The sequence below is a fragment of the Streptomyces sp. NPDC026246 genome (assembly GCF_055567995.1).
In genome coordinates, this window is record NZ_JBVHPJ010000001.1 from 727,024 (window position 1) to 746,640 (window position 19,617).

The following is a 19,617-nucleotide window of genomic DNA, read 5'->3' on the forward strand; positions in this document are numbered from 1 at the left end:
GGCCGGCGAGCGCTTTCCCGTCACCCTTGCTCTCCATTCGGCGTGCCACGGCATGTGCACTAATGCGCTTGAGTGCCAGCACCCTAAAGCGCATTAGTGATCGAGCGCAAGAGACGCAATAAAACCGCTTTGACCTGCTCAGATGTCCAACTAATGACTTTAGCTGAGCGGAATCCATTGACTTCCCCGGAGGTGGCGATGCAAGGTCTGCCCCGGCACTAAATTCCGCCGTCCCCGCCCCGTTCCCCGCCCCCGTTCCCCCGAAGGAGCCGGTCCCCGTGCGCATCCCCCGCAGAGCCTTCGCCGCCGCTGCCGTCGCCGTCCTGCTGCCCCTCAGTGCCTGCGGTTCGGGGGACGACGGGGGCGGTTCGGGCGACGCCTCCGGCAAGGTCGAGGGCGACATCACCTTCCAGACCTGGAACCTGCGCGCCAACTTCAAGCCCTACTTCGAGGGCCTGATCGCCGAGTTCGAGAAGAAGCACCCGGGCACCGACGTGAAGTGGGTCGACCAGCCCGCCGAGGGCTACGCCGACAAGATCAGCGCCGACGCCGCCGGCGGCACCCTGCCCGACGTCGTCAACGTCTCGCCCGACCTCGTGGCGCCCCTCGCCAAGGCCGGACTGGCCCTCGACCTGGACAAGGCCGCGCCGCAGTACGAGAAGGAGTACCTGCCCGGCGCCTGGTCCGGCCACCGGATACCGGGCATGACCGGCACGTACGCCTTCCCCTGGTACCTCAACACCGGCCCGCTGTTCTACAACAAGACCCTCTTCGCGCAGGCCGGGCTCGACCCGGAGAAGCCGCCGAGGACGTACGACGACCTCTTCGCCGACGCCCTGCGGATGGCGGACAGGAGCGACGGGAAGGTCGCCACCCTCGCCAACGTGCCCACCATCGAGGACTTCGGCCGCTACGGTGTCCCGCTGATGAACAAGGAGGGCACCGCCTTCACCTTCAACGACGCCAAGGGCGTGGAACTCCTCACCAAGTACAAGGAGTTGTACGACGCCAAGGCCCTCGACCGGCAGGCCCTGACCGCCACGCCCGAGTCCTCCGGCAAGAAGTTCCTCACCGGGGCCGTCGCCATGAACCCCGGCAGCGCCCTCGACCTCGGGAACTTCAAGAAGCAGGCGCCGAGCCTGTACAAGAACATCGGCATCACCGACCAGATCACCAGCACCGGGCACGTCAACATGTACGTGATGGGCGTGATGGTGAACTCCCGGTCCGAGCGCAAGCCCGCGGCGGTCGCCTTCGCGCACTTCGTGACCGACGCGGCGCACCAGATGTCCTTCGCCAAGAAGGTCGCCATCTTCCCCAGCACCGCCGGTTCCCTGGACGACCCGTACTTCACGAAGGAGGACGGCACCGACGAGACCCGCGTCCGCGTCGCCGCCGCCAAGTCGCTGAAGACGGCGGTGAACTACACGCCGGTGCTGTTCAGCGAGCAGATGAAGATCGCGCTGCGCAACCAGGTCGCCAAGGCGCTCCAGGGCAAGCAGAGCCCGAAGGAAGCTCTCGACAACGCTGTCAAGGAGTGCGACCGGCTCCTGACGCAGCAGGGCTGACCCACCATGGCTTCCTCCGGCATCCCCCGGGTGCGGCGTCAACTGCCGTCCAGCCCATGGCTGTTCGCCGCACCCGGGCTGCTCGTCACCGGCGCGTTCGTGCTCTACCCGTTCCTCTCCACGCTGGTCAATTCCTTCACCGACCGCCGCACCCTGATCCCCGGGACGTTCGTGGGGCTCGCCAACTTCCGTGAGCTGCTGCACGACGACATGTTCTGGATCGGCCTGCGCAACAGCACCCTCTACGTCGTCGGAGTCGTGCCCCTGCTGGTCGTCCTGCCGCTGCTGCTCGCGCTGCTGGTGCAGAAGAACATCCCCGGCATCACGTTCTTCCGGTCCGCGTTCTACACCCCCGTCGTCGCCTCGATCGTCGTGGTCGGCCTGATCTGGGTGTGGCTCCTCGACGACCGTGGACTGGTCAACGCGGTGCTGGAGGCGGCCGGTGCGGACAAGGTCGCCTTCCTCAGCGACCAGTGGCTGCTGTTGCTCAGCGCCATGGCCGTCACGGTGTGGAAGGGCCTCGGCTACTACATGATCATCTATCTGGCGGCGCTCGGGAACGTACCGCGCGAACTGCACGAGGCCGCCGCCGTCGACGGGGCGGGCGCCGTGCGCCGGTTCCTGACCGTGACCGTCCCCGCCGTCCGATCCACCATGGTGCTCGTCGGGGCGCTCTCCTCGGTCGCCGCGTTCAAGGTGTTCTCCGAGGTGTACCTGCTGGCCGGCCCGAGCGGCGGTCCGGCCGGTGAGGACACCACCCTCGTCATGCTCGTGCAGCGCACCGGCACCGGCCTGAGCGGCCGGGTCGGCTACGCCTCCGCGCTCTCCGTCGTCGTCTTCGCTGTGACCGTCGCCCTGATGCTGCTCGTGCTGCGCGCCGACCGCAAGGAGGACTCGTGAGCGTCCTGGAGAAGGCACCCGACGAGCGGAAGGCGCCCGTCACGGCCCGCGAACCACGGATCACCGACGAGCACGGCCGCCGCGTCCGGGTGTGGGAACTCGCCCTGCGCTACGTCCTGCTGCTCGCCGTCCTCGCCCTGACCATCGGCCCGTTCCTGTGGCAGCTGTCCACCTCCCTCAAGGGCCCCACCGAGGACATCTACAGCTCCCCGCCGACGTTCCTCCCGGGCGACCCCACCCTGCACAACTACGAGCGGGTCGCCGCCACCATTCCCGTGTGGGACTACGCCCTCAACTCCCTGAAGGTCGCCACCGCCAACGTCGTCACCAACTGCGCCGGCTCGGCCCTCGCCGGCTACGCCCTGGCCCGCCTGCGCTACCGCGGCCGCCGCGCCGCCACCCTGGCCTTCGTCCTGGCGATGCTCGTCCCCGTCGAGGGCATCATCATCGCCCAGTTCACCACCATGCGGGAGCTCGGCCTCAACAACACCCTGGTCGGCGTGGTCCTGCCGGGCTGCATCGGCGCCATGAACGTCCTGCTGATGCGCAACGCCTTCCTCAACCTGCCCTACGAGATCGAGGAAGCGGCCTTCGTCGACGGAGCCAACGTGTGGCAGCGGTTCCTGCGCATCGCCCTGCCCTCGGTCAAGGGCACCCTCGCCGTCGTCGCGATCTTCGCCTTCATGGGTGCCTGGGACGACTTCCTGTGGCCGCTCATCGTGCTCAGCGACCCCTCCAAGTTCACCCTCACCATCGGCCTCAACTACCTGCACGGCACCTTCGCCAACGACGAACGCCTCGTCGCCGCGGGCACGATCATCGCCGTCGCGCCGCTGATCGCCCTGTTCGCCTGCCTCCAGCGCTACTTCTTCCGCGGCGTCGGCGAGGGCGCCGTCAAGGGCTGACCCCGCCGACCCCGTACCTCCGTCACAAGGACCCGCATGCCTCCTGCCGTGCGCTTCGGCGTCAACTACACGCCCAGCGAAGGGTGGTTCCACCACTGGCTCGACTTCGACCTCGACTCCGTGCGCGCCGACCTCGACTCGATCGCCGCGCTCGGCCTCGACCACGTCCGCGTCTTCCCGCTGTGGCCGTACTTCCAGCCCAACCGCACCCTCATCCGCCCGCGGGCCGTGGAGCAGCTGGTCGCGCTCGCCGACGCCGCCGCCGAACGCGGGCTGGACGTCAACGTGGACGGTCTGCAAGGGCACTTGAGCAGCTTCGACTTCCTGCCCGCCTGGACGCGGACCTGGCACCGGCGCAACCTGTTCACCGACCCCGACGTGCTCGACGGCCAGGCGAACCTGCTGCGCACCCTCGCCGCCGCCCTCGCCGACCGGCCCAACTTCATCGGCATGACCCTCGGCAACGAGGTCAACCAGTTCTCCGCCGGACCCCACCCCGACCCGGACCGGGCCACGCCCGGCGAGATCGACACCTGGCTCACCCGGATGCTCGCCGCCTGCGAGGAGGGCGCCCCGGGCCGGCTGCACCTGCACGCCGAGTACGACGCCACCTGGTACCAGGACGACCAGCCCTTCACCCCGGGCCAGGCCGCCCGGCACGGCGCCGTCACGGCCGTGCACTCCTGGGTGTTCAACGGCACCGCCCAGCGCTACGGCCGCACCTCCGTGCCGAGCGAGCACCACGCCGCCTACCTGGTCGAGCTGAGCAAGGCCTGGGCCGGCGACCCGCACCGGCCGGTGTGGCTCCAGGAGGTCGGCGCCCCCGCGCCCCTGGTCCCGCCCGAGCACGCCGCCGCCTTCACCGAGGCCACCGTCGCGCACGCCCTGGACTGCCCGGACCTGTGGGGCGTCACCTGGTGGTGCTCCCACGACGTCTCCCGCGGCCTCGCCGACTTCCCCGACCTGGAGTACGGACTGGGCCTGCTGACCAACGACCGCAAGCCGAAGGACACCGCCCTGGTGCTGGAACGGGCCGCACGCTCGGCGCCGCCCGCGCCGGCGGCCCGCACCACCGCGCTCACGGTGCCCGCCGACCCCTCCGCCCGTTCCCTGTGCGCGCCCGGCGGGCCCGTCTTCGAGGCCTTCTTCCGGCTGGTCGCCGACGGGGCACGCCCCACCACCGTCCTCGACACCCGGACCACCGACCGGAAGCACCTGTCCGCACGCGGCATCACCGAGACCGTCACCGCCGACCAGGTCCTCGAAGGAGGCACCCGCCCGTGACCCCCACCAGACGCACCGTGCTGCTCACCGCCGCCGCTGCCGCCCTCGTCCCCGCCCTGCCCGCGACCGCCGCCCCGCGGGCCGCCACCCCGCCCCTCGCGTCCTACTGGTACCCCGACTCCCTCCCCGAGGGCACCCCCGGTCCCGGCATCACCTGGCGCAGCCTGAAGTCCTGGCGCGCCGAGACCGATCCCGACCTCCCCTTCAACGCCGCCTCCGTCCCCCTGGCCCGGCGCTTCACCCCGGCACCCGCCAACCCCACCGCCCGCGCCGGGCAGGCCCGCGTCCAGTCGCTCGTCTCCTTCGGCCCCACGGCCGGCAACCCCTCCCAGGGCGCACCCACCGCCGACTTCTACGCCCTCTCCCACTGGGCCTACATCGACGAGCTGGTCTTCTGGGGCGGCTCCTCGGGCGAAGGACTCGTCCTGGCGCCCAACGCACCGGTCGTGGACGCCGCCCACCGGCACGGCGTCCCCGTCCTCGGCAACGTCTTCCTGCCGCCCGTCGCCTACGGCGGGCAACTGCGCTGGACCCGCGACCTGGTGCAGAAGGACGCCGCCGGGCGGCACCCGCTCGCCGCGCAACTGGTCGCGGTCGCGCGGGCCCACGGGTTCGACGGCTGGTTCGTCAACGCCGAGACCGGGGGAGGGGACGCCGCCCTCGGCGCGGACATGCTGAGCTTCGTCCGGGAACTGAAGTCCCTCGCCGCGGCCGCGGGGCAGCGCGTCACCTGGTACGACGCGATGACCGTGAACGGCTCGGTCAGCTGGCAGGGCGCCCTCAACGGGCAGAACGAGCCGTTCTTCCGGACCTCCGACGACATGTTCGTCGACTTCCGCTGGACCCCGGACGGTCTGGTCTCCTCCGCCGGCCGCGCTGAGCAACTGGGCCGCAGCCGCTACGACCTGTGGGCCGGCGTCGACGTCGAGGCCGGCGGCTGGAACACCTCGGTGCGGTGGGACGCGATCGTGCCGCAGGACCGGGCCCACCTCGCCTCCGTCGGCCTCTACCGGCCCGAGTGGACCCGCAACCACCTGCCCGCCGACCGGCGGGACCCGGCCTCCTTCCACACCGCGGACGACCGCTTCTGGACCGGCCGCTCCCTCGATCCCTCGCGCCCCGACGGCACGGACCCCTGGCGGGCACCCGCCGTGACCGTCGCCGACCGCTCGACCGTCACCTCGGTGCCGTTCGCCAGCTCCTTCAACACCGGGCACGGGCTGCGCTGGTACGAGGACGGCGCGATCACGTCCGACACCCCCTGGAACCACCTCGGGCTGCAGGACCGGCTGCCCTCCCGGCGCTGGGTGGTGCACACCGAGGGCAGCCGCCCCGCGGTCTCCTTCGACTTCGAGGACGCCTGGCGCGGCGGCAGCAGTGTCCTCGTCGACGGCGACCTGACCGAACCGGCCGTCCTCGACCTGTACGCCACCCGGCTGCCCTTCACGCCGGACACGGTCGTCGAGCTGACCCACCGCACGGACGCCGGCCGGGTCGGCGTGGAACTGGCCGTCGCCACCGGCGAACCGCACACCCCGGGCGCCGCACCGCCGTACCGGTACGTCCCCGTACGGGCCTCGGACACCTGGCACACCTCGACCGTGCGGCTCACCGGTCCGCCCGGGACCGTTCGGGTGCTCGGCGTCCGGCTCACCCCCCTGGGCGCCGGCGGCCCCGTACGGTGGCGGCTCGGCGCACTCGCCGTGCGGACCGCCTCGCGGGCCACCCCGGCCGCCCCCACGGGCCTGCGCGTCGGCGCCGCGTCCGGCGGGGACCTGCGCCTGCTGTGGAACCCGGCCCGCGGCGCCGTCCGCCACTACACCCTGCACCGCCGGCTCCCCGACGGCACCCGCCGCTTCCTCGGCGGCACCTGCCAGCGGGCGTTCTTCGTCGCGGGGCTGGAACCCGAGCAGGGCGAGCGGGCCGCACGGTTCGAACTGCGGGCCGTGGGGGAGCTCTACACCTCGTCGGCACCCGTGACCCTGACCCACCCCTGGTAACCAGCCCTGGTCACCACCCCCCTAGGGAGCATCCCGTATGCATGACGACCGCAGCCTGGTCGAAGCCCGCCTCAAGCGTGTCCTCGACGAGCGCGTCCGCCCCGCCGTGTACCCCGAGTCCGTGCCGCTCCAGGTCGCCGTGTGGCACGCGCCGGGCGAGCCCGTCCCCGTCGCCGAGGGCCTCGCGGCCGCACCCGAGCCGATCGAGGTGGGCGCCCGCTGGGGTGCTCCCTGGGGCACCAGCTGGTTCCGTGTCACCGGCACGGTCCCCGAGGCCTGGGCCGGCCGGACCGTCGAGGCGATCCTGGACCTCGGCTTCGACGAGAACATGCCCGGCTTCCAGTGCGAGGGCCTGGTGTACCGGCCCGACGGCACGCCCGTGAAGGGCCTCAACCCGCGCAACCAGTGGGTACGCGTCGGCGCCCCCGCCGAGGGCGGTGAGCAGGTGTGCCTGCACGTCGAGGCCGCGTCCAACCCCGTCATCCTCGACTACCACCCCTTCCTCCCCACGCAGCTCGGCGACAAGGAGACCGCCGGCAGCGAACCGCAGTACACCCTCGCCCGCATGGACCTCGCCGTCTTCGACGAGACGGTGTGGCAGCTCGTGATCGACCTGGAGGTCCTGGGCGAGCTGATGGCCGAGCTCCCCGTGGAGTCGGCGCGCCGCTGGGAGATCCTCCGGGCGGTCGACAAGGCACTCGACGCCCTCGACCTCCAGGACGTCAACGCCACCGCCGCAGCCGCCCGTTCGCGTCTCGCCGAGGTTCTCGCCACGCCCGCCGCCCCCTCCGCCCACCGCATCAGCGCCGTCGGGCACGCCCACATCGACTCGGCGTGGCTGTGGCCGCTGCGCGAGACCGTGCGCAAGGTGGCCCGCACCACCGCCAACATGACCGCGCTGCTCGACGACGAGCCGGAGTTCGTCTTCGCCATGTCGCAGGCCCAGCAGTGGGCGTGGGTGCGCGACCACCGGCCCGAGGTGTGGGCCAGGGTGAAGAAGGCCGTGGCCGACGGGCGGTTCGTGCCGGCCGGCGGCATGTGGGTGGAGTCCGACACCAACATGCCCGGCTCCGAGGCGATGGCCCGGCAGTTCGTGCACGGCAAGCGGTTCTTCCTCGACGAGTTCGGCATCGAGAACGACGAGGCGTGGCTGCCGGACACCTTCGGCTTCGCCGCGGGCCTGCCGCAGATCATCAAGGCCGCCGGCGCGAAGTACCTGCTGACCCAGAAGATCTCCTGGTCGCAGACGAACAAGTTCCCCCACCACACCTTCCGGTGGGAGGGCATCGACGGCACACGGATCTTCACCCACTTCCCGCCCGTCGACACCTACAACTGCTCCATGAGGGGCAGCGAGATCGCCCACGCGGCCCGCAACTTCAAGGACAAGGGCGTCGCGCGTCACTCCCTCGCCCCGACCGGCTGGGGCGACGGCGGCGGCGGCACCACCCGCGAGATGGTCGCCAAGGCGGCCCGGCTGCGCGACCTCGAGGGTTCGGCCACGGTCACCTGGGAGACCCCGCAGGCCTTCTTCGAGAAGGCCGCCGCCGAGTACCCCGAACCGCCCGTCTGGGTCGGTGAGCTGTACCTGGAGCTGCACCGCGCCACCCTCACCAGCCAGGCGAAGACCAAGCAGGGCAACCGCCGCAGCGAGCACCTGCTCAGGGAGGCCGAACTGTGGGCCGCAACGGCGGCCGTGCGCACCGGGTTCCCCTACCCGTACGAGGACCTGGACCGCATCTGGAAGACGGTGCTGCTGCACCAGTTCCACGACATCCTGCCCGGCTCGTCCATCGCCTGGGTGCACCGCGAGGCCCGCCGGACCTACGAGCGGGTGGCCGAGGAACTGGAGCGGATCATCGACGCCGCCCAGCGCGCCCTCGCGGGCGAGGGGCGGACCCCGCTGGTCTTCAACGCCGCCCCGCACACCCGGGCCGGTGTCCCGGCCGGCGGTGCGGGCATCCCGGCCGAGCCGGCGCGCACGGCCCGCACCGACCGGCCCGGAGGGGGGCACGTCCTGGACAACGGCCTGCTCCGGGTCGAGATCGACGCCCGGGGACTCGTCGTGTCCGCGTACGACGTCGAGGCCGACCGGGAGACCGTCGCCCCGGGCCGGGCCGCGAACCTGCTCCAGCTGCACCCCGACTTCCCGAACATGTGGGACGCCTGGGACGTCGACGAGTTCTACCGCAACACGGTCACCGACCTCACCGATGCCGAGGAGGTCGCCCCCGACGGCGAGGGCGTACGGGTCGTCCGGTCCTTCGGCGCCTCCCGCGTCACCCAGCTGCTGTCCCTGGCTCCGGGGGAGCGGCGGCTGGTCGTGGACACGGAGGTCGACTGGCACGAGACGGAGAAGTTCCTCAAGCTCGCCTTCCCGCTCGACGTGCACGCCGAACGGTACGCGTCCGAGACCCAGTTCGGGCACTTCCACCGGCCCACCCACACCAACACCTCCTGGGAGGCGGCCAAGTTCGAGGCGTGCAACCACCGGTTCGTCCACCTGGAGGAACCGGGCTGGGGCGTCGCGGTCGTCAACGACTCCACCTACGGCCACGACGTGACGCGCACCGTCCGCACCGACGGCGACGGCGGCACGACCACCACCGTGCGCGTGTCCCTGCTGCGTGCTCCCCGCTTCCCCGACCCGGAGACCGACCAGGGCGTGCACCGCTTCCGGCACGCGCTGGTGCCCGGCGCCGGCATCGGCGACGCGGTCCGCGAGGGCTGGCGGATCAACCAGCCCGAGCGGCGGCTGTCCGGCGCCGGCGAGGTCGCGCCGCTGGTGACGTCGGACCAGGACGCCGTGGTCGTCACGGCGGTCAAGCTGGCCGACGACGGCAGCGGTGACGTCGTGGTCCGCTTCCACGAGGCGTTCGGCGGCCGGGCGCGCGCCACGCTCACCGCCGGATTCGAGGTGGCGGGCGTCGCGATGACGGACCTGCTGGAACGCCCGCTGGCCGGGGCGCCGGCAGCGGAGGCGGACGGCGGGCGGATCGCGGTGCGGCTGCGCCCGTTCGAGTTGGTGACGCTGCGGCTGCGGCGCGCCTGACGGTCGCGGGGAGACGCGGGTCACGTCCCTCGGATGTCACATCGGGGTGAGCCGTCGGCTCATGAGGGCGTAGGCACCGACAGCGACGAAGGAGCTCGGCATGAGCGCACGTCTGGACGTCTTCGCCACCCCGGGCGGGGGCAGGCTCGTCAAGCAGTTCACCTCCGTGGGGCGGCTGGTCGTGGAGTCACCACTGCCGGCCGCCACCCGGGAGCTGGTCTCGCTGCGGGTGAGCCAGATCAACGGGTGTGCCGTCTGCATCGACATGCACACCAAGGAGGCCGCGGCGGCGGGCGAGACCGCCGTACGCCTCCACCTGGTCGCGGGCTGGCGGGAGGCCACGGTGTTCACCGAGGCCGAACGCGCCGCGCTGGAGCTGGCCGAGGAGGGCACCCGCATCGCGGACGGCGCGGGCGGTGTCCCGGACGAGGTGTGGGAGCGGGCCGTGAAGCACTACGACGAGGAGCAGCTCGTCGCGCTCGTCACCCTGATCGCCTTCATGAACACCGCGAACCGGCTGAACGTCATCCTGCGGCAGCCGGCGGGTGACTACCGGCCGGGTCGGTTCACCTGACGGGCCGGACCGGCCCGTCGCACGCGCGGTCCCGCGTGCGGCACTTCCCCGGCCCGGTGGTGATCCGGGAGGGTCACCACCGGGCACCCGGGGCACGGGACCTCCCGGGCCGCCGGCGCCGCCGGGGCCGGAGCCGGACGTGGAAGGAGCCGAGGGGATGAGCGAGCACGAGGGCCGTGCGGGCCTGCCGCGGGACGGGCGGGGGCCCGGGGACGCGCCGGGTGGCCCGGTGAACCGGCTCGGCGGCAGCGGCGTCCGGGTCGGCGCCCTGTCCTTCGGCGCCGCCGCCATCGGCAACCTGTACACCGAGGTCGGCGAGGCCGAGGCGTACGAGGCCGTGGACGCCGCCTGGCAACGGGGCATCCGCTACTTCGACACCGCCCCGCACTACGGCCTCGGCCTGTCCGAGCGCCGCCTGGGCGCGGCCCTGCGCGCGAGGCCCCGCGACCAGTACACGATCTCCACCAAGGTGGGCCGCCGCCTGGAGAGCGCCGACGGCGGCGGTGACGACCTCGCGGGCGGCTTCGCCGTGCCCGCCACCCATCGCCGGGTGTGGGACTTCAGCGCCGACGGGATCCGCCGCACACTGGAGTCCAGCCTCGAACGGCTCGGTCTCGACCGCGTCGACGTCGTCTACCTCCACGACCCGGACGAGCACGCCGAGTGGGCGTTCCGCGAGGGGTATCCGGCGCTGGAGGAGCTCCGCTCGCAGGGCGTGATCCGTGCGATCGGGGCGGGCATGAACCAGGCGGAGATGCTCACCCGCTTCGTCCGCGACACCGACGTCGACGTGGTGCTGTGCGCCGGCCGCTACACCCTGCTCGACCAGAGCGCGCTGCGCGACCTGCTGCCCACGGCCCAGGCGCGCGGCAGGTCCGTCGTCATCGGCGGCGCCTTCAACTCCGGCCTGCTGGCCGGCCCGGAGCCGGGCGCGCGGTACGACTACGCCGTCGCGCCGGCGGAGCTGGTGCGGCGAGCGCTGCGGCTGAAGGCGCTCGCCGATCGCCACGGCACCACGCTGCGCGCCGCCGCCCTGGCGTTCTGCGCCGCGCACCCGGCCGTCGCCACCGTCCTCGTCGGGGCCCGCTCGGCTCACGAAGTGCGCGACTGCGCCGACCAGTTCGCCGCCCGGGTGCCGCGGGCGTTCTGGCAGGACCTGCGCACCGAGGGCCTCCTGCCCGCCGAGGCCCTCGTACCGGGCGAGGCCCCCGTGCCGGGCGAGGACCCGTCGCGGCAGCCGTCCTGACCGGCGTCCCGGCGGGCGGGACTACGGCCGGTGCACCGGCTTCGTCAGCCGCGTCGGAGGCAGGAACTCCCGCACATACGTGCGTTCCCAGCACGCGCCCGTCTCCCGCAGCTCCCGCCACGTCGTGAAGCGGTAGCGGAACAGCCGGGCGCGCACGTACCGCGGGGGCGCGTCCGGCGGGAACGGGGAGCGGCGCAGCAGCCTCAAGGTGTCCCGGTCGCCCTCCAGCAGCCGCTCCACGAACGTCCCGAACCAGGACTCGGCGTAGGCGGGGGAGAGGGCCGCGAACCACATCAGCCAGTCCAGGCGCAGATGGTAGGGCGCGAACTGCCGCGGCCAGCGCCGCGGATCCCCCGGCTTGCCGCGGAACTCGTACTCCCGCCAGCCGGAGTCCGGCCGCGGCGCGCTGTCCGCGGTGCCCTCCACCACCACCTCGTAGCGCACCCGGCTCACGCTGCCGAACGCCCCGTAGGTGTTCACCAGGTGCAGCGGGTCGAAGGAGCGGTTCATCACCTGCCGCCGGGACAGCATGTTGCGCACCGGCCGCACGCTCAGGGCCAGCAGCACGGCGCACACCGTCAGCACGACGACGGCGAACCACAGCGGGGCGTCCGGTACGGCGGGCGGGTCGGCCGGGAACCGCACCGCCGACAGCGCCAGCACGATCGTGATCCAGTTCAGCCAGGAGAAGTTGCCCGACAGCACCAGCCACAGCTGGGTGACGATCATCAGCGCCGCGGCGACCGTGGCGACCGGCTGCGGAGTGAACAGCAGGAAGGGAACCACGAGTTGGGTGACGTGGTTCGCGGCGGCCTCCGCCTTGTGCAGCGGCCGGGGCAGCCGGTGGAAGAACCAGCTCAGCGGGCCCGGCATCGGCTGGGTCTCGTGGTGGTGCTCCAGACAGGTGAGCCGGCGCCAGCACTCGTCGCCGCGCATCTTGATCAGCCCGGCGCCGAACTCCACCCGGAACAGGATCCACCGCAGCAGGAACAGCACCACGAGCGGCGGCGCCACCTCGTCGTTGCCGAGGAACACGGCGAGGAAGCCCACCTCCAGCAGCAGCGACTCCCAGCCGAACGAGTACCAGGTCTGCCCCACGTTGACGATCGACAGGTACAGCGCCCACGGCACCAGCCACAGCAGCATGCCGCCCCACAGCGGCAGCAGGGAGTCCAGCCCGGCCAGCAGGCCCGCCGACACCGCGCAGCCCGCCCACGCGCACAGGGCGAAGAAGCGGTCGGAGTAGTGCAGCTGGAACAGGCTCGGCGCCCGCCCGAACGGCACCCGCGCCACGAACCGCGGCACCGGCAGTATGCCCCGCCGTCCGATCAGTGCGCGGAACTGCAGCGCCGCCGTCAGGAATGCCACCAGGTACACGGCGGCCAGTGCCCGCTGGAAGACCAGGCGGGTCAGCCAGTAATCGGATGCGGTGAACCAGTCCACAGCCGTGCGCTCCTCCCGTGCCGCGCCCGGTCCCACCGTCACGCTCGGTGAAGAACACTATGCGGCTACCCCGCCGCCCGCCCGGCGAACACCGGCCCGGTGCGGGGCCCGCCCTGACCCGTCCGGTCGAACGCGTTCGACCCATCCGGTCGAAGAATCGGGCAAATGCTGGCAAGGTGGGCGCATGGCTGATCGGGGAGCGAGCGCCGCCCTGTCTCTCCCGGACGACTGGCCCGCCCACCCGGATCCGATCCTCGCGCTCAACCGGATGGGCAGCTTCGACTGGGATCTGGACACCGGCCTGATGCAGATGGACGCCCAGGCCCACGAAGTCTTCGACGTGCGCCCCGACGAGTACGCCGGCGACCCCGCCACCCTGTCCGCACGCGTCCCGCCCGCCGAGGCGCTGCGCCTGGACACGGTCGTGTCCCAGGCCCTGAAGGACGGCAGCGAGAACTACGGCGCCTACTTCCGCCTGCGCCGCCGCGACGGCACCCTGCGCTGGACCCACACCCAGGGTTACATCCGCCGCGACGGGACCGGGCGGCCCCGCCGCATCATCGGCATCGTCCGCGACGCCACCCAGGAGCTCGGCGAGATCGACGTCCGCCGCGAGCAGGCCGCCCAGGACGAGGCGCGCCGCCAGCAGACCAGCGTCGTCGAACTCACCACGGCCGCCCTCGCCCACGCCCGCACCGTCCAGGACGTCATCGACGTCCTCACGGACACCCACGGCCTCGTCCACCTGGGCGCCACCAGCCTCGTCATGGGCCTGGTCGAGGCCGGCCGGATCCGGCTGATCGCCGAGGGGCCCACGGAGAGCTCCGTACCCGGCACCCGCGTCACCCGCATCGACGACCCGTACCCGATGAGCGAGGCCGTACGGACCCTCGGGCCGCGGTTCATCGAGTCGCCCGAGGAGTTCGCCGAGCGCTACCCGATCCTGTGGCCGCACATCACCGGCCTGAACATCACCTCGGCCGCCTACCTGCCGCTCATCGTCCAGGCCCGGCCCATCGGCGCCATGGGCCTGCTCTACAGCGACCGGCGCGGCTTCACCTCCGAGGAGCGCAACGTCCTCGTCGCCCTCGGCAGCAGCATCGCCCAGAGCCTGCAACGGGCCATGTTCTACGAGCAGGAGATGGACCTGGCCCAGGGTCTGCAGCAGGCGATGCTGCCACGCACCATCCCGAGCGTGCCCGGCGCCGACGTGGCCGTGCGCTACCGGGCCGCGACCCTCGGCGGCGCCGTCGGCCGGGACATCGGCGGCGACTGGTACGACCTGATCCCGCTGCCGGGCGGCCGGGTCGGCGCCGTGATCGGCGACGTCCAGGGCCACGACACGCACGCGGCCGCCGTCATGGGCCAGCTGCGCATCGTGCTGCGGGCCTACGCCGCCGAGGGGCACCCCCCGGCCACGGTCATGGCACGCGCCTCCGTCTTCCTGCACGAACTGGACACCGACCGCTCCGCCACCTGCCTGTACGCCGAGGCGGACCTGACCACGGGCGTGCTGCAGATCGTGCGCGCCGGCCACATCGACCCGCTGATCCGCCACACCGGCGGAGCGTGCCGCCGGATCACCGTGGCCGGCGGGCTGCCGCTCGGCCTGTCCGCCGAGTTCGGCCGCCTCGACTACCCGGTGGGCACCGTCGAGCTCGACGCCGGCGACACCCTGCTGCTGTGCACCGACGGCCTCGTCGAGCAGCCCGGCGCCGACCTCGACGACGGCATGCGCACCCTCACCGCCCTCGTCGAGACCGGCCCCGACGACGTACGGGACCTGGCCGACCGGCTCATCGAGGTGGCCGACGAGCGGGGCGGGGACGACGACGTGGCACTGCTCCTGCTGCGCCGGCGCGGCCCCGAGGGGTACCGGTCCGGCCGCCGCATCCAGCGCCACGTGACCCCGGGCGACCCGGCGGCCCTGAAGGAGGCCCGGCACATGATCCGTACCGCGGTCGCCGCGTGGGGAGCCCAGGACCGGGCCGACGAGATCGAGCTGGCCGCCGACGAGCTGATCACCAACGCCCTGATGCACACCGAGGGCTCCGCGACGGTCACCCTGCGGGTCCTCACCGGCGCCGAGCGCCGCCTGCGCGTCGAGGTCGAGGACTCCTCCAGCGCCCTGCCGCGCCGCCGGGAAGCGGGCGAGTCGGGTGTCTCCGGGCGTGGCCTGCTGCTGGTCGAGCTGCTCACCGACGTGTGGGGCGTGGAGGCCCGCGGCGGCGGCAAGGCCGTGTGGTGCGAGTTCGTGGTGCCGGGCCGCGACTGACCGCGCGTGGCACCCTGGAGCCATGCCGGAACTTCCCGAGGTCGAGGCGCTCAGGGACTTCCTGACCGAGCACCTCGTCGGCCGCGAGATCGTACGCGTGCTGCCCGTCGCGATCAGCGTCCTGAAGACGTACGAGCCGCCGCTGTCCGCGCTGGAGGGCCACGAGGTCACCGCCGTGCACCGGTACGGCAAGTTCCTCGACCTGGCGACCGGGGACGGACCCCATCTGGTGACGCACCTGGCCCGGGCCGGCTGGCTGCACTGGAAGGACCGCCTCCCCGACGGTCCGCCCCGCCCGGGCAAGGGTCCCCTCGCGCTGCGGGTGGCGCTGGAGACCGGAGCCGGGTTCGACCTGACCGAAGCCGGCACGCAGAAGCGGCTCGCCGTGTACGTGGTGGCCGATCCGCAGGAGGTGCCGGGCGTGGCCCGGCTGGGCCCCGACCCCCTGGCCGACGACTTCGACCGGGACCGGCTGGCCGGGCTCCTGGCCGGGGAGCGGCGGCAGCTCAAGGGCGCGCTGCGCGACCAGAGCCTGATCGCCGGGGTGGGCAACGCCTACAGCGACGAGATCCTGCACGCGGCGAAGATGTCCCCGTTCAAGCTGGCGGCCTCCCTGACGGAGGAGGAGACCGACCGGCTCCACGCGTCCCTGCGCGAGACGCTCACCGAGGCCGTCGAGCGCTCCCGGGGCGTGGCGGCGGGCCGGCTGAAGGCGGAGAAGAAGAGCGGGCTGCGCGTCCACGGGCGCACCGGCGAGGCGTGCCCGGTGTGCGGCGACACCATCCGCGAGGTGTCCTTCAGCGACTCCTCGCTCCAGTACTGCCCGACCTGCCAGACCGGTGGCAAGCCGCTCGCGGACCGCAGGATGTCGCGGCTGCTGAAGTGACCCGGCGGCCTCACCCGGACGGCGGCCACCACTCGAACATGAGGATGGTCGCGTCGTCCCGCAGCCGGCTCGCGGAGGAGTCGAGGATGGAGTGGATGAGCCGGCGCAGCGTCTCGGACGCCAGCTCGCCCGCGGCCGTGGCCCGGATGATGTAGTCGGCGAACTGCTCCAGACCGAACTCGCCGCCGTCCGCCGACCGCGCCTCGGTGACCCCGTCGGTGTACATCAGCACCCGGTCCCCGGGCTTCAGCGCCATCTCGTGCACCGCCCGCTTCCGCCCGGCGAGCAGGGAGGGCAGCCCCATCGGCGGATCGGGCTCGCGGAGCATCGCGTCGACGAGCAGCCGCCGGTCGCGGATCAGCAGCGGGGTGGGGTGGCCGCAGTTGATCCACCGCAGCACCCCCGAGGCCAGGTCCAGCTGGGCCAGGACCCCGGTGCAGAACTGGTCGGGGAGCCACCGCGCGAGCGCGTCGTCCACGCATTGCACGAGGTCCGGCAGATCGGCCCCGGTGCGCCGGGAGTTGCGGCACGCGGCCAGCGACACGGCCGTGGTGAGCCCGGAGGCCAGGTCGTGTCCCATGGCGTCGAGCACGGTGACGTGCAGGGCCGTCTCGGTCAGGGAGTGGTCGAAGGCGTCCCCGCCGATCTCGTAGGCGGGTTCCAGCACGGCCGTGGACACCACGCGCGCGGTGCCGATCGTGCGGGGCGGCAGGAACGCGCGCAGCATCTCGGCGGGCAGGCGCATCCGGTCGGTGCGGGTACGCCGGACGTAGGAGTCCTCGTACGCCCTGCTCGTCGTGATCATCATGGCGACGAGGGTGGCCAGGGCCCGGGCGCTGCGCAGCACGGCCGGGGTCAGCGCGGGCGCGTGCACGGCCAGCACGCCGAGGCGTTCCGCCCCGTCCACCAGGGGCAGCCAGGCCGTCATGCCGCCGGTGTGGGACTCCGCGACACGCAGCGACTGGGTGCGGTAGGTCCAGCCGGCGAGGGAGTCGTCGACGGGGAGGGCCGGGGTGGCGTCCGTGAGCGGCACGAGCCGGCGCTGCTGGATGTCGGTCAGGTAGACCACGGAGTGCGGGATCCCGAGGGCCGTGGTGCACCGGGCCGCGGCGGTGAACAGGTCCAGCGTCGCCGTCTCCGGGTCGGCGAGGAACTCCTCCAGGCGGCCGTCGCCGGTGTCCGCCGTCGCCACGTCGTCTCCCCTCACCGCACTGCCGGGTGTGTCTGTCGAGCAGTCTCACACCGGCACGCGCGCCCCGCCCGGCGACGAGGGCGGACGGACGACGGACCCCCGGCCGGTCAGCCCGGCCGGAGCCGGACCAGGACCTCCCCGGCCGCCGAGCGGATCTCGTAGCGGGCGATCTGGGAGGCGTGCATCGACGAGCTCGCCATCATGGTGCTGGGCCGGTCGTCGTGCCCGGGGGCGTGCCAGCTGGCCGCGGTCTCCTCGGTGCCGTCGTGGCCCACGATGACCAGGTGGCAGGCGCGTGAGCCCGCGCCGTCCCGCACCTTCAGCTCGACCTGGCTGCCCGAGGCCCCGTCCTCCGTCGTGACCTGCGCCCACACCCCCGTGCGCGTGTCGGTGGCCGCCACCGTCCGGGGGCCCTCGTCGCTGCCCTGGGCCATCATCGCGACGCCCGGCACCGACACCGCGAACGCCACCGACGCGGCCAGCGCGAACAGCACGCGCCTGCGGCCGGTCCGGCGGCGGGTCGCCACCTCGGCCAGCAGCCGGTCCAGCAGCTGCGGGCCGGGCTGGGCCATCGGGTGCACGAACCGCGGCGTGGCCCGCCGGTACAGCATCATCTGCCGTGTGACCGGGCCGAATTCCGTCACCTCTGCGGCGCACCGAGGGCACTCCATGAGGTGGTCCTCGAAGCGGAAGGCCTCCGCCTCGTCCAGCACGCCGAGCGCGTAGGCGCCGACGTCGCGATGCCTTTCCAGGGACCTCATGCCGAATCCTCGTGCCGTTGGGTGCGGGTGGGGTTACTCCTTGCTCCCACCGGTACGGACCAGGCGGCGGAATCACTCAAGCCGGTGACACAATCGCAACCAAAGGATTCGGAGCCCTGGGGCCCGCGGATTGGTCCGGGCCGCGGAATTCTCAGAACAGGTGGATCGCCAGGTGCCCCAGGGGCAGCCCGAGCTGCCAGGCGGGCGTCCAGACCTTCGGTCCGTCGTCCTCCCCGGTCACCGGAGCACCGCCCGGCACGGCGTTCAGATCGGGAGCGAGCAGCTCCGTCTCCTGCAGCCAGCGCCAGGCCTCCTGCGCCAGTTCCAGGTCCGGCGCGGGCCGCCCCGTGCGGGCGGCGCCGGCGGCCAGCTCGTCCAGACGCTCGCGCACCCACTCCTGCCACGGCTGGTCGTAGGCGGTCAGGGACAGCCACGTCTCCAGCTGGGTGACGACCCGGATGCCGGACAGCTCCCCGTCGGTGTCGGAGAGGAAGACGGTCAGCGCCAGGGCGTCGCGTCCGGCGCGGAACTCGAAGGACGTCGGCGGCATCAGGTCGCCCGTCCGCAGCAGCTCGTCGGCGATGTACTCGGCGTACAACCACGCCATGGGGACGGTCAGTTCGTCCTCGCCGCCGTCCGTGCTCTCGTGACCTCTGTCCAGCATCCCTTCCTGCCTTCCTCCGGTACCTGCGCGTCGCCCGACACCGGGATCCCGGGGCGCGGTCGGCCCCGTCCGGAACACGGATGAGAACACCCGACTGCTCAACCGGGGTCCTCAGCAAGGCGCTTTACGGAGGTTTGACTCAGCGGCCGGTTTCACCGCAGGTCGGCGGCGTATCCCGGAAGCACCCGGCGAAGGGCGCGCAGCGCGTAGTACGCGCGGGACTTCACGGTACCGGGCGGGATGCCTAGGGCCGCCGCCGCTTCCGCCACACTCGCCCCCTGGAAGTACACGAGCACCAGGACTTCACGGTGCTCGGGAGTGAGGGTCTTCACAGCGCGCCGGACGTCGAGCGTCGCGGCGGCCCGCTCGGCGTGGTCGGAGCCGACCCGCGCGTGCTCCAGCACCGCGTCGCCGACCTCGGGCGGGCGGGCCTGCCGGGCGCGCCGGGCGTCGATCGCGAGCCGCCGCCCGACGGTCATCAGCCAGGGCCGCACGGAGTCGAAGTCGTCGGCGCGCAGGGCCTCGGGGTGCTGCCAGGCGCGCACCAGCGTCTCCTGGAGCAGGTCCTCCGCGCGCTGGCGGTCCCCGTCGCAGAGCCGGAGCAGGAGTGCGAAGAGGGGCCTGCCGTGCTCGCGCTGGAGTGCGGCGAGCTCGTGCTCGGCGGTCGTCGTCCCGTTCGTGAGCGTGGTTCCGGCCGTCATGGCCGTATGCCACCGCAGGGCGCGGCAGGGGCACAGGGCACGTACCGCGCTGTGCGGCGGACGGTCGATCGCGTCGACGAACGGTTCGACGAACGGTCGGGCCGCCCGGCCATGCGGGTGCCCGAGGGGCCGGTGAGCGTGTCGCAGCCACCTGGGACGCCCCGGG

15 protein-coding genes are annotated in these 19,617 nt (G+C 72.7%); 10 read left to right on the forward strand and 5 right to left on the reverse strand.

Annotated elements, in window-relative coordinates; translation table 11 throughout:
• Positions 1-278 precede the first annotated feature (278 nt).
• The 8 genes from ACZ4M5_RS03120 to ACZ4M5_RS03155 all read left to right on the forward strand — a co-directional run bounded on the left by ACZ4M5_RS03120 (position 279) and on the right by ACZ4M5_RS03155 (position 11,529).
• Positions 279-1,568 carry an ABC transporter substrate-binding protein gene (locus ACZ4M5_RS03120; RefSeq protein ID WP_467732454.1) on the forward strand — a complete coding sequence of 430 codons (1,290 nt, stop codon included), beginning with the start codon at positions 279-281 and terminating at the stop codon, positions 1,566-1,568.
• Between the two features lie 6 nt (positions 1,569-1,574).
• A complete protein-coding gene (locus tag ACZ4M5_RS03125) occupies positions 1,575-2,468 on the forward strand; it encodes a carbohydrate ABC transporter permease (protein ID WP_467732456.1) in 894 nt (297 codons plus the stop codon).
• Complete coding sequence (locus ACZ4M5_RS03130) at positions 2,465-3,373, forward strand: carbohydrate ABC transporter permease (RefSeq protein WP_467732458.1); 909 nt, start codon at positions 2,465-2,467, stop codon at positions 3,371-3,373. Before ACZ4M5_RS03125 ends, ACZ4M5_RS03130 begins: the two co-directional genes overlap by 4 nt.
• A gap of 36 nt (positions 3,374-3,409) precedes the next feature.
• Positions 3,410-4,657: a glycoside hydrolase 5 family protein gene (locus ACZ4M5_RS03135; protein ID WP_467732460.1), complete on the forward strand. Its 1,248-nt coding sequence runs from the start codon at positions 3,410-3,412 to the stop codon at positions 4,655-4,657.
• Positions 4,654-6,657, forward strand: a complete 2,004-nt coding sequence (locus tag ACZ4M5_RS03140; RefSeq protein WP_467732462.1) for an endo-beta-N-acetylglucosaminidase — start codon at positions 4,654-4,656, stop codon at positions 6,655-6,657. Before ACZ4M5_RS03135 ends, ACZ4M5_RS03140 begins: the two co-directional genes overlap by 4 nt.
• Positions 6,658-6,694: 37 nt before the next feature.
• Positions 6,695-9,709 carry an alpha-mannosidase gene (locus ACZ4M5_RS03145; RefSeq protein ID WP_467732464.1) on the forward strand — a complete coding sequence of 1,005 codons (3,015 nt, stop codon included), beginning with the start codon at positions 6,695-6,697 and terminating at the stop codon, positions 9,707-9,709.
• Between the two features lie 100 nt (positions 9,710-9,809).
• A complete protein-coding gene (locus tag ACZ4M5_RS03150; protein WP_467732466.1) occupies positions 9,810-10,283 on the forward strand; it encodes a carboxymuconolactone decarboxylase family protein in 474 nt (157 codons plus the stop codon).
• A 229-nt stretch (positions 10,284-10,512) separates the two neighbouring features.
• Entirely contained in the window at positions 10,513-11,529 is a 1,017-nt protein-coding gene (locus tag ACZ4M5_RS03155) for an aldo/keto reductase (protein WP_467732855.1), read from the forward strand.
• 21 nt (positions 11,530-11,550) lie between these two features.
• Here the strand turns inward: ACZ4M5_RS03155 and ACZ4M5_RS03160 are convergent, their stop codons facing one another.
• Positions 11,551-12,972: a lipase maturation factor family protein gene (locus ACZ4M5_RS03160; protein WP_467732468.1), complete on the reverse strand. Its 1,422-nt coding sequence runs from the start codon at positions 12,970-12,972 to the stop codon at positions 11,551-11,553.
• A 184-nt stretch (positions 12,973-13,156) separates the two neighbouring features.
• On the opposite strand from ACZ4M5_RS03160, the gene ACZ4M5_RS03165 reads away from it, so the two are divergent.
• Together ACZ4M5_RS03165 and ACZ4M5_RS03170 are read left to right on the forward strand one after the other, a co-directional pair.
• The gene (locus ACZ4M5_RS03165; RefSeq protein WP_467732470.1) at positions 13,157-15,247 is read left to right on the forward strand and encodes a SpoIIE family protein phosphatase; all 2,091 of its coding nucleotides are present in this window, start codon (positions 13,157-13,159) and stop codon (positions 15,245-15,247) included.
• A 22-nt stretch (positions 15,248-15,269) separates the two neighbouring features.
• Positions 15,270-16,133 (forward strand): Fpg/Nei family DNA glycosylase, encoded by an 864-nt coding sequence (locus ACZ4M5_RS03170; RefSeq protein ID WP_467732472.1) that lies wholly within the window; start codon positions 15,270-15,272, stop codon positions 16,131-16,133.
• Between the two features lie 10 nt (positions 16,134-16,143).
• Here ACZ4M5_RS03170 and ACZ4M5_RS03175 read toward each other — a convergent pair whose 3' ends face one another.
• From ACZ4M5_RS03175 to ACZ4M5_RS03190, 4 genes are all read right to left on the reverse strand, one after another.
• Complete coding sequence (locus tag ACZ4M5_RS03175; RefSeq protein ID WP_467732474.1) at positions 16,144-17,325, reverse strand: PP2C family protein-serine/threonine phosphatase; 1,182 nt, start codon at positions 17,323-17,325, stop codon at positions 16,144-16,146.
• A gap of 107 nt (positions 17,326-17,432) precedes the next feature.
• A complete protein-coding gene (locus ACZ4M5_RS03180) occupies positions 17,433-18,086 on the reverse strand; it encodes a zf-HC2 domain-containing protein (protein ID WP_467732476.1) in 654 nt (217 codons plus the stop codon).
• A 151-nt stretch (positions 18,087-18,237) separates the two neighbouring features.
• Positions 18,238-18,750 carry a hypothetical protein gene (locus ACZ4M5_RS03185; protein WP_467732478.1) on the reverse strand — a complete coding sequence of 171 codons (513 nt, stop codon included), beginning with the start codon at positions 18,748-18,750 and terminating at the stop codon, positions 18,238-18,240.
• A gap of 152 nt (positions 18,751-18,902) precedes the next feature.
• Positions 18,903-19,451: a sigma-70 family RNA polymerase sigma factor gene (locus ACZ4M5_RS03190; protein ID WP_467732480.1), complete on the reverse strand. Its 549-nt coding sequence runs from the start codon at positions 19,449-19,451 to the stop codon at positions 18,903-18,905.
• Positions 19,452-19,617 lie beyond the last annotated feature (166 nt).

Coding starts and splice junctions, on each gene's coding strand:
- ACZ4M5_RS03125 (WP_467732456.1), top strand. CDS start 1,575: ATGGCTTCCTCCGGCATCCCCCGGGTGCGGCGTCAACTGCCGTCCAGC.
- ACZ4M5_RS03135 (WP_467732460.1), top strand. CDS start 3,410: ATGCCTCCTGCCGTGCGCTTCGGCGTCAACTACACGCCCAGCGAAGGG.
- ACZ4M5_RS03145 (WP_467732464.1), top strand. CDS start 6,695: ATGCATGACGACCGCAGCCTGGTCGAAGCCCGCCTCAAGCGTGTCCTC.
- ACZ4M5_RS03150 (WP_467732466.1), top strand. CDS start 9,810: ATGAGCGCACGTCTGGACGTCTTCGCCACCCCGGGCGGGGGCAGGCTC.
- ACZ4M5_RS03165 (WP_467732470.1), top strand. CDS start 13,157: ATGGCTGATCGGGGAGCGAGCGCCGCCCTGTCTCTCCCGGACGACTGG.
- ACZ4M5_RS03170 (WP_467732472.1), top strand. CDS start 15,270: ATGCCGGAACTTCCCGAGGTCGAGGCGCTCAGGGACTTCCTGACCGAG.
- ACZ4M5_RS03180 (WP_467732476.1), bottom strand. CDS start 18,086: ATGAGGTCCCTGGAAAGGCATCGCGACGTCGGCGCCTACGCGCTCGGC.
- ACZ4M5_RS03185 (WP_467732478.1), bottom strand. CDS start 18,750: ATGCTGGACAGAGGTCACGAGAGCACGGACGGCGGCGAGGACGAACTG.
- ACZ4M5_RS03190 (WP_467732480.1), bottom strand. CDS start 19,451: ATGACGGCCGGAACCACGCTCACGAACGGGACGACGACCGCCGAGCAC.